Origin of the sequence: Flavobacterium fryxellicola (assembly GCF_900143245.1) — a bacterium.
GTDB lineage: Bacteria > Bacteroidota > Bacteroidia > Flavobacteriales > Flavobacteriaceae > Flavobacterium > Flavobacterium fryxellicola.
In genome coordinates, this window is sequence record NZ_FRDK01000002.1 from 202,339 (window position 1) to 214,642 (window position 12,304).

10 protein-coding genes are annotated in these 12,304 nt (G+C 33.9%); 8 read left to right on the forward strand and 2 right to left on the reverse strand.

Annotated features, from left to right (window positions below; genetic code table 11):
• Positions 1–42: 42 nt before the first annotated feature.
• Positions 43–1,794, reverse strand: a complete 1,752-nt coding sequence (gene rho / locus BUA03_RS04540; protein WP_066078404.1) for a transcription termination factor Rho — start codon at positions 1,792–1,794, stop codon at positions 43–45.
• Positions 1,795–1,975: 181 nt separating this feature from the next.
• Between rho and BUA03_RS04545 the strand changes: the two genes are divergently transcribed.
• The 3 genes from BUA03_RS04545 to BUA03_RS04555 all read left to right on the forward strand — a co-directional run bounded on the left by BUA03_RS04545 (position 1,976) and on the right by BUA03_RS04555 (position 5,118).
• Entirely contained in the window at positions 1,976–2,389 is a 414-nt protein-coding gene (locus BUA03_RS04545; RefSeq protein ID WP_066078401.1) for a DUF4293 domain-containing protein, read from the forward strand.
• A 162-nt stretch (positions 2,390–2,551) separates the two neighbouring features.
• Entirely contained in the window at positions 2,552–3,214 is a 663-nt protein-coding gene (locus BUA03_RS04550; protein ID WP_066078398.1) for a response regulator, read from the forward strand.
• A gap of 176 nt (positions 3,215–3,390) precedes the next feature.
• Positions 3,391–5,118, forward strand: coding sequence for a tetratricopeptide repeat-containing sensor histidine kinase (locus tag BUA03_RS04555; RefSeq protein WP_066078395.1), 1,728 nt, complete (start codon positions 3,391–3,393; stop codon positions 5,116–5,118).
• Here the strand turns inward: BUA03_RS04555 and BUA03_RS04560 are convergent.
• Positions 5,093–5,590, reverse strand: coding sequence for a metallophosphoesterase family protein (locus BUA03_RS04560; RefSeq protein ID WP_066078393.1), 498 nt, complete (start codon positions 5,588–5,590; stop codon positions 5,093–5,095). The genes BUA03_RS04555 and BUA03_RS04560 overlap by 26 nt on opposite strands.
• 225 nt (positions 5,591–5,815) lie before the next feature.
• Here BUA03_RS04560 and truA point away from each other — a divergent pair, with 225 nt between their 5' ends.
• From truA to BUA03_RS04585, 5 genes are all read left to right on the forward strand, one after another.
• Positions 5,816–6,556, forward strand: coding sequence for a tRNA pseudouridine(38-40) synthase TruA (truA, locus tag BUA03_RS04565; RefSeq protein WP_066078389.1), 741 nt, complete (start codon positions 5,816–5,818; stop codon positions 6,554–6,556).
• A gap of 86 nt (positions 6,557–6,642) precedes the next feature.
• A complete protein-coding gene (locus tag BUA03_RS04570) occupies positions 6,643–8,397 on the forward strand; it encodes an ABC transporter ATP-binding protein (protein WP_066078905.1) in 1,755 nt (584 codons plus the stop codon).
• Positions 8,398–8,682: 285 nt separating this feature from the next.
• Entirely contained in the window at positions 8,683–10,071 is a 1,389-nt protein-coding gene (gene lpdA / locus BUA03_RS04575) for a dihydrolipoyl dehydrogenase (RefSeq protein ID WP_066078386.1), read from the forward strand.
• A 330-nt stretch (positions 10,072–10,401) separates the two neighbouring features.
• Complete coding sequence (locus BUA03_RS04580; RefSeq protein WP_066078382.1) at positions 10,402–11,187, forward strand: hypothetical protein; 786 nt, start codon at positions 10,402–10,404, stop codon at positions 11,185–11,187.
• Positions 11,188–11,467: 280 nt separating this feature from the next.
• On the forward strand, positions 11,468–12,304 hold the full coding sequence (locus BUA03_RS04585; protein WP_066078379.1) for a serine O-acetyltransferase: 837 nt from the start codon (positions 11,468–11,470) through the stop codon (positions 12,302–12,304).

Genomic DNA, 12,304 nt, shown 5'->3' on the forward strand with positions numbered 1-12,304 from the left:
ATCAGTTTGTCTTGATACTTAATTCTAAATACTTAATACTTGTTAATCATTCATGGAGATTAAAAACTCTTCATTGTTCTTAGTTTTCTTAAAACGATCATTAATGAAATCCATCGCTTCTATTGGATTCATATCCGAAAGGTATTTTCGCATAATCCACATGCGTTGCAATGTTTTTGGATCCAATAGCATATCATCGCGTCTGGTGCTTGAAGATGTTAAATCAACAGCTGGAAAAATACGTTTGTTAGCAATCTTTCTATCCAATTGCAATTCCATATTACCAGTACCTTTAAATTCTTCAAAGATAACCTCGTCCATTTTTGAACCAGTTTCTGTTAATGCAGTGGCAATTATACTTAAAGAACCTCCATTTTCTACATTACGGGCAGCACCAAAGAAACGTTTGGGCTTCTGCAATGCATTTGCATCCACACCACCACTTAACACTTTTCCTGAAGCAGGCTGCACTGTATTATAAGCTCTAGCCAAACGTGTAATAGAATCTAACAGAATTACAACATCATGACCGCATTCAACTAATCGTTTTGCTTTTTCAAGAACGATATTTGCAATTTTAACATGTTCTTGTGGCTCTCTATCAAATGTAGAAGCAATTACTTCGCCACGCACACTGCGTTGCATGTCAGTAACCTCCTCCGGACGTTCATCAATTAGTAAAACGATTAAATATACTTCAGGATGATTTGCCGCAATTGCGTTGGCAATTTCCTTAAGCAACATTGTTTTACCTGTTTTAGGTTGTGCTACAATCATTCCCCGTTGTCCTTTTCCAATTGGAGAAAACAAATCGATAATTCTAGTTGAAATAGTGCTTTGTTTTTCGGCTAATTTGAATTTTTCTGATGGAAAAACGGGTGTCAAATGCTCAAATGAAACACGGTCACGAACTACTTGAGGATCATGTCCATTTATTTTCAAAACGCGCACTAATGGGAAAAATTTCTCCCCTTCTTTTGGTGGACGAACCACACCTTTTACGGTATCGCCAGTTTTAAGACCGAACAATCTAATTTGAGAAGTTGATAAATAAATATCATCTGGCGAAGCCAAATAGTTATAATCTGAAGAACGCAAGAAACCGTATCCATCCGGCATCATTTCTAAAACTCCTTCACTTTCTATAATTCCATCAAATTCAAAATCAGAAGCGGCAAAATTGCTTTTCTTACTTTTAAAATTTGGGTTTTGATTTCCATTACCAGCAGGATTCTGCTTATGCAGTTGGTTGGGATTTATTTTTTTTGCAGGAACCACTACTTCTGCTTTTTCTTCATTAGCTGTTTCTACTGCAGTATCGTCTTCTTTTGTAGTTTCCTTTACTTCTTCTTTATCCTTTTTTAAAGCAATTTTTTTCTCGTAAGCTGATTTATTGAACTTAATCACCTTTCCTACTTTTTTCTCTTCAGCGCCAGACTCAACTAGCACGACTGGTTCTTCTTGTACGGTAAGTACTTCAGTAAGAGAATTATTTTCTACCGCAACAGTATCTTCAACTACAATTTCTTCAGTTTCAAATAAAGGACTTACCTGCGTTTTCTGGATTGTAGCTTTTTTAACAGGAACAATACGAACTCTTTTAGGCTTATCATCTTCCAGATCACTTTCCGCTATTGTATTTACTTTAGTATCAATGTTGGCCATTTGATGCTCTACTATCTGACCAATTAAAGTCTCTTTTTTTACACCGTTAAATTTTATGGTTTTAGCTGATTTAGCTATTTCTTGAAGCTCAGAAAGCTTCATTTCTTTTAATGCAGAAATATCAAACATGAATGTTCTATGAGTTTAATTAATTTTTGGAATAATGTAAAAGATAGGTAGTAAACTTTAAATTGAATCAACCGCAGTATGAAGTGCTTACGGAATTATGATGCAATAATACGAATAAAATTCAATCAGACAATAGTATTTTTAAAAAAGAAAATATATTTTTGTAAAACATATTTAACAAATGATACAAAGAATTCAAACCATTTATTTACTTCTTGCTTTCGTGGTTACTGGCATTTTGCTGTTTTTTATTCCATTGTGGACAATGGCCGAAGGTCAAGAGTACTATTTCATGCAAAGCCAAGTCTATACAATATTATTAGGGTTGAGTACCACGCTAACGGTATTAAGTATCGTTTCCTATAAAAAAAGACAAAATCAATTTGTTATTGGCAGATTGAATATCATATTAAATTTGATTTTATTAGGATTGTTTGTATATCGTTCACTAAACGTATCTGGAGAAACACCTGCTGTTTCGGAGAAAGGTATTGGGATGTTTCTACCTGCAGTTGTTGTCGTATTATTAGTTTTAGCTAATAAAGCCATCAAAAAGGATGAAGATCTTGTAAAATCTGTGGATCGATTGAGGTAAACCTATAAACTTTAGTTTATTAGTGCGAAGGAAACCCGAATGTAACAATTTGGGTTTTTTTGTGAACTGAAAGTTAAACTTTATTATTAAAAACAATAAAAATCTTATAAAAAATTTAAACTGCTATTTATTTTTCATAAATTTGGCAGTAAGAATCCTAATATGTTAAATAAAATACGAATTCATCTTGCTGATGACCATCAAATCCTTATTGATGGAATTAGAACTTTACTGCATACTAATCCTACATTTGAGGTCGTAGGATTTTCTATTAATGGCACTACTTTGTACGATGAAGTGCTAAGCAACAAATCAGACATTCTAATTCTGGATATAAATATGCCAGAAAAAGACGGAATTGAGGTCATCAAAGAGTTTGCCCAAAGAGGATTCCCTTGTAAAATTATTATTCTATCAAGTCACGATGATTTGCGAATAATAAAAGAAGTGATGAAATTAGGCAGTAGTGGTTATTTGACAAAAAAATGTGCTGGTGAAAATATTATCGAAGCAATTTTGGCGGTTACAAACGGTGAGGAATATTTTTGTAAGGCAGTCCGAGAAAAAATATTTAACACTGTTGCAAAGGAAAATCCAAAATTAATTAAACCCGAACTCAAAGGAAACTTAATTTTAACCGAAAGAGAATTAGAAATTATTATCTTAATTTCACTTGAATTGAGTGGCAAAGAAATTAGCGACCAACTATTTATCAGTGTCAACACCGTAGAAACACATCGAAAAAACATAATGAAAAAACTAGATGCCAAAAACTCGATCAGTCTCGTAAAATATGCCATTAAACATAAATTAATCAAATCCTGATTTGGCTTGCTCCGTATGATTATTTATTTTTCACAAATTGAATGTACAGTATTTCTGATATAAAAATTTTTGTAGTAAAATTTTCCAAATTATAAGAACTCAAAAAATTATTTTTAAATGAAGCAAGTAGCCACAATCAAAAACCAATTGGAACCAAAAGATTAATATAAAACTTTATGCCGCTGAAACACATTCTTCTTTTATTGCTATTCATATCGAATATTTCTTCTTTTAATATAGTAGCACAGACGAAACTCCCTTCAAAAAATGATGCGGTCTTAATCGCTAAAGAAGCCAATGAATTACTAAAAAAGGGCAGTTATGAGAAATCATTGATAAAATCAAGAGCTGCTTTAAATATGGCTATCCGTTTGAAAGACAATAACCTTATTGCTGGTTCTTACAATACCATTGCTGCAAATTTTGATCAGTTATCTGAAACAGACAAAGCTTTTTACTATTACAATAAAGGCTTGACTTATGCTAACAAAACCAATAATGACGTTCTAAAAAACTGGCTGAATAACAATTTAGGTAATATTTATTGTTTTGATAAAAAACAGTATGAGAAAGGAATTTATTACTACAAAAAATCAGTACAGTACAGCACTAAAATTAAGGATTCTGCGCAAATAGTTTTAACAAAACTTAATTTGACTTGGGTATATTTTGACATTAATCGCTATGAAGAAGGTCTTCCTTATTTAAAATACATTAACAAACATCACAATAATCACGGTGACAGTTCCACCATTGTAGCATTAAACATGCTTAATGGGATGTATTATAATTACAAAAATGATGTAAAAACAGCCAATTTTTATTTTAAGAATGCAATCAAACTAGGCAATGCAGGAAACGAAAAATCTGATTTATCCTATTCCCATTATGAATATTCCAAGTTTCTATTAAAAAATGGTGATTCCGAAAACGCCTATAAAAACCTCGCCCTTTTCAATAAAATTACAGAACAATTAAACAGCGAAGAAAGGATCAACAAAGCTAATGTCGCTGGCATTAATCTTCAACTTGATGAATACAAACGTGAAATTGATAAAATAGAAAACGAGTTTAAAACAAAAGAATCTGTGTTATTACAAGAACAATCCAAAAACAAAAAGATTGTTATAGTATTAATTGCTATTCTGTTATTGCTATTTTTTCTATTCTATTTCTATTCCCAAAATGCACAATTAAGGCATAAAAATAAACTAAAAGACTTAAGAAGCAAAGTTCAAGAGAATTTGATCAACGCCTCCATAAACGGCCAAGAATTAGAACGAAAAAAAATCGCTTCCTTTTTACACGATAATATTAGTGCCTTACTTTCGTCAGCTGGAATGCATCTTCATGCTTGTATCTCGCAAAATCAATCTTTCTCGAAAGAAATCATTAAAACGAAAGCCATTTTAGAAGAAGCCCATGACCAAGTTCGCGATTTATCTCACGAACTAATGCCTTCCCTTTTAGCCCGATTTGGCTTATTTGATGCCTTGGATGATTTATGCGAAAAAAATTCGAATTCTATTCTTCACTTTGAATATTCCAGTTCCTTAAATCGAAAAACGCGCTATGATGAAGATTTTGAAATAAAAATATATTTCATCATCATGGAGTTACTCAATAACACTATAAAACACAGCGAAGCAACACAGGCTAAATTAAGCATACAGGAAAATAAAGAATCGCTACAAATTGCTATTATAGACAACGGAAAAGGATTTGATTCTAACAAATTCCATATTTTGGAGGGCTTTGGACTCAATCAAATTAAAGCGCGACTTAATTATCTTAGAGGAACGGTTGAAATTAATTCAAAGCCTAATTTAGGCACATCTATTACTATAATTGTTCCTATAACGTATCAGAAAAAAATAATCAAGCCCGTTTTTCAATCTCAATAATCTCCAAATCCTTGATTTTGTCGCCTTCAATTACAAAGCGCAACATGGTTCGTACTTGGTGAAAACCACTTTTTCCGGCTGCTCCCGGATTCATGTGCAAAAGATTGAATTTTTTATCAAACATCACTTTTAAAATGTGGGAATGCCCACAAATAAATAATTTTGGCGGGTTCGATGCCATTTCTGCTTTGATATTCGGATTGTATTTCCCAGGATACCCGCCAATGTGCGTTATCCAAACATCCACCCCTTCGCACTTAAAGCGATTGTGCAAAGGAAACTCTAATCGCGCCGTTGCATCATCAATATTCCCGTAGACACAGCGCAACGGCGTGAGCTTTTTGATGCTATCCGTTACGGCTAGATCACCTATATCACCAGCATGCCAGACTTCATCAGCCTGTGCAACGTATTTCAAAATCGTATCATCAATATGACTGTGCGTATCAGAAAGGAGCAGTATTTTTTTCAAAACTATTTTTTTTGGAGCTTTTTCCAGCTATACGTTTCAATCTTTTAGGACTGCAAAAAAGCAGTCTTAAAAGGATTTCCACTTCTATCTGGGCTAGAATTTAGTGGTAAAAATAATGATTCGAATCCAAATAAAAAATCTAATAGAAACTTAACAAACTTTGACACTTGACCCCTTTCTAGCAAAAAAATTAATAAGTATCTTTGTAGCTTCAAAAAAAATCACTTGAGATATTTCGTCAAATTAGCCTATAACGGAACCCAGTATCATGGATGGCAATACCAACCCAATGCCGCTTCAGTTCAAGAAACGATGAACAAAGCATTTTCGGTGGTATTGAATACCACTTTAAATCTCATGGGAGCTGGACGAACAGATACTGGTGTACATGCTAAAGAAATGTATGCTCACTTTGATTTTGAAAATCCATTTGATATTCCGAGTTTAGTGCATAAACTGAACTCTTTCTTGCCTAAAGACATTGTAGTTTATACCATTATCCCAGTTCATGACGAAGCGCATACTCGTTTTGATGCTTCTAAAAGAATCTATGAATACCATATCAACACATTTAAAGATGTTTTTTCACAAGAACAAAGCTGGTATTTCCATCAAAATTTAGATCTCAATTTGATGAATGAAGCGGCGAAATTGTTATTCAACCATACTGATTTTCAATGTTTTTCAAAAGTAAATACAGATGTGAATACATTTGACTGCACTATTTTTGAAGCGCATTGGAGGCAAGAAAATAATACCTTAATTTTTACAATTTCGGCAAATCGTTTTTTACGAAACATGGTTCGTGCGATTGTGGGAACATTAGTAAACGTAGGATTAAATAAAATTACCTTGGCTGATTTTACGGCCATTATAAAAAGTAAAAACAGAGATAAAGCTGGTTTTTCGGTTCCGGCGCATGGTTTATATTTAACCAAAATAGAATACGAATATATTACGCAATAGCCCTGATAGTAGTGAAAATCCTATTTTGTTTTTGCTGCCAAAAACAAAATAGATTGCAACGAATAGCGGGAATAGCTCCAAAAAAAATGAAAGCAAAAGCATTTGATACTAGATTATTCAAACGAATATTAAAATTTACCAAACCCTATCAATGGCGGTTCAATGGCGTGATTGTATTCGCCATTTCTTTGTCTGTATTTGCGGCATTACGCCCGTATTTATTGAAGCAAACCGTAGATGGTTATATTGCAACCCAAGACCAACAGGGATTATTATTTTATGTAGTATTGATGGGAATCGTACTGTTACTGGAGGTGTTCTCTCAATTTTACTTTGTTTTTTGGGCCAACTGGTTGGGTCAGGACATCGTTAAAGACATTCGGACTAAACTGTTTCAACACATTTTGAGTTTCCGTATGAAATACTTTGATCACGTTCCTGTGGGGCAACTCGTAACACGTTCCGTGTCAGACATTGAATCTATTGCGCGTATTTTCAGTCAGGGATTATTCATGATTATTAGTGACTTAATGAAAATGCTCGTGGTCTTGCTTTTTATGTTCTACATGAATTGGAAACTAACTTGGATTGTAATTGTTGCGATGCCGATTTTAGTTTTTTTCACGAGAATATTTCAAAGAAAAATGCAAGTAGCTTTTGAGGAAGTACGAAATCAAATTGCCAACATGAACTCCTTTGTTCAAGAACGGGTAACAGGAATGAAGATTGTACAGCTCTTTAACCGTGAAAAAATTGAGTATGAAAAATTCAAAGACATCAACTATAAGCATAAAAAAGCATGGATAAAAACCATTCTTTACAACTCTATCTTCTTTCCTATTGCCGATATTATTTCTTCTTTAACACTTGGTTTTATTGTATTGTATGGTGGAATTAAGATATTAAACGGAGATAATTTTACCACCTTTGGAGATTTGTTTTCTTACACGATGTTTATTGGAATGTTGTTTAATCCTTTGCGCCAAATTGCTGATAAATTCAACGAAATGCAGTTAGGGATGATTGCGGCTAATCGTGTTTTTGATATTTTGGATACGGAAGATCAAATTCAAGATACCGGAATTATTGAGGCACCTGTATTTAAAGGAGATATAAAGTTTAAAAAGGTTCGTTTTGGTTATATTCCAGATGAGGAAGTAATAAAAGGAATTGACCTTGAGGTAAACGCAGGTCAAACGGTTGCTATTGTGGGTTCTACAGGAGCTGGAAAGTCTACCATTATTAACTTATTGAATCGTTTTTACGAAATTAACAGCGGCTCTATTTACATTGACAATCACAATATTGAGAATTACACACTGGATTCTTTGAGAAAACAAATTGCCGTTGTTTTACAAGATGTTTTTCTTTTTGCTGACACTATTTTTAATAATATCACCTTGAATAACCCTGAAATAAGTCGGGAACAAGTTTTGGCTGCAGCTAAGAAAATTGGTGTACATGAATTTATTATGAGTTTACCGGATAATTATGACTTTGATGTAAAAGAACGCGGCGTGATGCTTTCTTCTGGCCAACGCCAATTGATTGCTTTCTTGAGAGCGTACGTGAGCAATCCTAGTATTTTGATTTTGGACGAAGCCACATCTTCAATAGATACATACTCCGAAGAGCTGATTCAACGCGCTACAGAAACCATTACTAAAGGCAGAACTTCAATTGTAATTGCACACCGACTTGCTACTATCGTCAATGCGGATAAAATTGTGGTAATGGATAAGGGATTGATTGTCGAACAAGGCACCCACCAAGAATTAATTAATCGTGAAAAAGGATACTATAAAAACTTATATGATTCCCAGTTTTCAGTGGCAATTTAACGCTAGTTCGTACTATGATTAAATCACCTAGAATGGGACATTATATGGTCAAAATTTAAAAAATTTAGAATTTTTAACATGGAATTTTGCATATCGAAATTGCTATGAATCGCTATTTATACTTTTCGTTTTATGAAAAACACCCGCTTTAAACTTTGTCGTTTGAAACTTTCTCAAAACAGAATAAATCCTTAAATTCGCCCAATCAATAAAACAAGAAGAAACATAAAATAAAATGAATTTTTACGAATTCATTTTTATAAAAATTTAAAAAAAAACAAACAAATGAAATACGATATTATAGTTTTAGGAAGTGGCCCAGGTGGTTATGTCACTGCTATTAGAGCATCACAATTAGGATTTAAAGTGGCCGTGATTGAAAAAGAAGACCTAGGCGGCGTTTGCTTGAACTGGGGTTGTATTCCAACCAAAGCGTTATTAAAATCAGCTCAGGTTTTTGATTATCTAAAACATGCTTCTGATTATGGATTGACGGTTTCCTCCTTTGACAAAGACTTCTCAGCGGTGGTACAACGCAGTCGTAATGTTGCTGACGGAATGAGCAAAGGGGTTCAATTCTTGATGAAAAAAAATAAAATTGACGTTCTTGATGGTTTTGGAAAATTAAAACCAGGAAAAAAAGTTGACGTTACTGACAAAGACAATAAAGTCACTGAATATAGTGCTGATCATATCATCATTGCTACTGGAGCACGTTCTCGTGAGTTACCAAATTTACCACAAGACGGTGTAAAAGTGATAGGCTACCGTAAAGCAATGACTCTAGCTACGCAACCAAAATCAATGATTATTGTAGGTTCAGGAGCGATTGGAGTTGAATTTGCGCATTTTTATAACGCTATGGGAACCGAGGTAACGATCGTAGAATTCATGCCAAATGTGGTTCCTGTTGAAGACGAAGACATTTCGAAACAGATGGAACGCTCTTTGAAAAAAGCTGGAATCAAAATCATGACCAGCTCATCAGTAGAAAGAATTGATACGACAGGTGCTGGAGTTAAAGCATTTGTAAAAACAGCGAAGGGAGAAGAAGTTCTGGAAGCAGAAATTTTATTGTCGGCCGTTGGAATCAAAACCAACATTGAAAACATTGGATTAGAGGAAGTAGGAATCGCTACTGATAAAGACAAAATTTTAGTTAACGCCTACAACCAAACTAATATTCCTGGTTATTACGCCATTGGTGATGTAACACCGGGACAAGCGCTAGCGCATGTAGCTTCCGCAGAAGGAATCAATTGTGTGGAAAAAATTGCAGGACTTCACGTAGAGCCTATCGACTACGGAAACGTTCCTGGTTGCACATATGCAACTCCTGAAATTGCTTCAGTAGGTTTGACTGAAAAACAAGCTAAAGAAAAAGGATACGAATTGAAAATTGGTAAATTCCCATTCTCAGCGTCAGGAAAAGCAAAAGCTTCCGGAACTCCAGATGGCTTTGTAAAAGTAATTTTTGATGCTAAATATGGCGAATGGCTAGGTTGTCACATGATTGGAGCCGGAGTTACAGATATGATTGCTGAAGCAGTTGTAGCACGTAAACTGGAAACAACTGGTCACGAAATCCTAAAATCAATTCACCCACACCCAACAATGAGCGAAGCGGTAATGGAAGCCGTAGCTGCTGCCTATGGCGAAGTAATTCATTTGTAAATAAAAAAAATCGTTAAAAGTGCTATAATGCATTTTTACCCAAAAAAAATCCGATTGGTGTAACGCCAATCGGATTTTTTTATAGGTTAAATTCAGGAGCGCATTTAAGCTGCCACTTCTTAACTTTATGAAGTTACGTACACAACAAAATAACATAACCTGCTACTATTCATATTTCTATGTGACGTAAATAACAGTTTAACTTAGAATTATGAAACTTTTCTACAGAATTTCATAACAAAATATTCCGACCTAATTCCGTTCTTTGAATAAATCAAAATTGTCAAACAGACAAAATCAATTTTTTGTAATGGTTTAAATAGAGGTCCTATGAAAAATATTTATTTAAATGCTGGAACCATAAATGAAGTTTTTACTGAAATTAAAACTTCTTTTAATGGCGTTTTAAATAAAAATAACAACGAATTTAAACTAACCTTAAATACCGATTTGGTTAAGGGGGAAATTGATGGGATAACCTTTATAAATGGCATTACTTCTGTTCAGGTTAGCCTTACCTTTTTAGATGATATTACGCTAAGCATAGAATCATTTAGCAATTCTTCTATTGTATTCGCGTACTGCAACGAGGGACATTTTAGACATAGCTATGGTATTTCTGGTCCACAATCAACTTTCTGGGAACAACATGCAGCAATCGCAACCGGTAATCGAAGCGTGAACAGTATTTTATATTTCAAAAAAAATCATCCGGTACAATTTTCAATTATTAAGGTAGAAACCTTAAGTATAGCGCCAAACCTCAATGATTCTTTACTTTCAAATCTGAAAAAAACTTTTATAAATAAACAACCAAATTTCACCTATCACGGCATTCAAAATTTTAGAATTGCAGAAAAATGGAATCAATTGAAAGCGATAACTGAGCAAGGAATGGTGGGGCACATTCTAAAAAAAGACTTAGTGCAATCGATCGTATTACTCGAAATTGACGACAATACAAATACGCTACACAAAATGACATGTGCTATTAAACGTTCGGCTTTACATAAGGTCAAAGAAACGAAAAAGATATATAATTTCATCAAACAGTATTCTTTTGACGTCCTTTACAATAAAGTCATCAATTCAAAAAGCAGACTTTTTATTAAGTAATATTAATAAAAAAATGGAATCCCACTGTCCCCTTTTTTTGAATAATACACCAGATTTAGAATTACGATAATTAGTGGGATATTTCAAGGATACAGATGGGATTTATGGTCACAAACAAGACATGTATACCAAACCATTTGCAACACAATATAGGCATTTTGTGGGAATTTAACATATTAACATTAATTTACAAAGTAGCGTTTTGAACCTATTTAATTCTACTCTATCTTTGTATTTAGAGTGTTTTTGCTCGCTTAATTTAGATTTTATTCCATAATAAATGAATATTGAAAATAATCGCTTTTCGAATATACTGCAGGAGAGCCAAAGTAAAAATTGGGTGAGAGCCATCGATTCTTCTAAAATTATTAATTGGATTGATGATTTGTTCAAAATATTATTTCCTGAGAAAGCATTGGAAACCTTTCAAATCGAATTGCTGTTAGACCAGAGCAAAGCTACCTTTATTTCCATACTTTCGGAGATTGTAAAAGATAAAACAGCAAATCAAATTTTGGATAATGCCGAAGCGTTTTATGCCGCTCTTCCGGATTTGTATGCCTCCATGCAAAAAGATGCACAAGCCATATTAGATACGGATCCCGCTGCTGATTGCATTGAGGAAATCATCAATTCGTATCCAGGCTTTTTTGCCATAGAAGTCTATCGAATTGCAAATGTGATTGCTTCCCTTACCGCTTGCTTACTGCCTCGAATTCTTACCGAATATGCACACAGCAAAACAGGAATTGACATTCACCCTAGCGCCACAATAGGTGTTCCTTTTATGATTGATCATGGTACTGGAATCGTCATTGGCGAGACCACAAACATTGGAAAATATGTAAGTATTTATCAAGGAGTTACTTTGGGAGCGTTGCAGGTCGAGAAGAGCATGCAAGAAAAAAAACGACATCCTACCGTTGAAGATCATGTTATAATATATGCCAATGCTACTATTTTAGGTGGAAGCACTATTATAGGAAATCATAGCATTGTAGGGGGTAATACATTCATTACTAAAAGTATGAATCCATATTCATTTGTTATGCAATCGAATAAAAACACAGTTTTGAACCAACAAGAAATAAAAGACATTAATTTTTTCTCTATTTAA

Coding starts and splice junctions, on each gene's coding strand:
- rho (WP_066078404.1), bottom strand. CDS start 1,794: ATGTTTGATATTTCTGCATTAAAAGAAATGAAGCTTTCTGAGCTTCAA.
- BUA03_RS04545 (WP_066078401.1), top strand. CDS start 1,976: ATGATACAAAGAATTCAAACCATTTATTTACTTCTTGCTTTCGTGGTT.
- BUA03_RS04550 (WP_066078398.1), top strand. CDS start 2,552: ATGTTAAATAAAATACGAATTCATCTTGCTGATGACCATCAAATCCTT.
- BUA03_RS04555 (WP_066078395.1), top strand. CDS start 3,391: ATGCCGCTGAAACACATTCTTCTTTTATTGCTATTCATATCGAATATT.
- BUA03_RS04570 (WP_066078905.1), top strand. CDS start 6,643: ATGAAAGCAAAAGCATTTGATACTAGATTATTCAAACGAATATTAAAA.
- lpdA (WP_066078386.1), top strand. CDS start 8,683: ATGAAATACGATATTATAGTTTTAGGAAGTGGCCCAGGTGGTTATGTC.
- BUA03_RS04580 (WP_066078382.1), top strand. CDS start 10,402: ATGAAAAATATTTATTTAAATGCTGGAACCATAAATGAAGTTTTTACT.
- BUA03_RS04585 (WP_066078379.1), top strand. CDS start 11,468: ATGAATATTGAAAATAATCGCTTTTCGAATATACTGCAGGAGAGCCAA.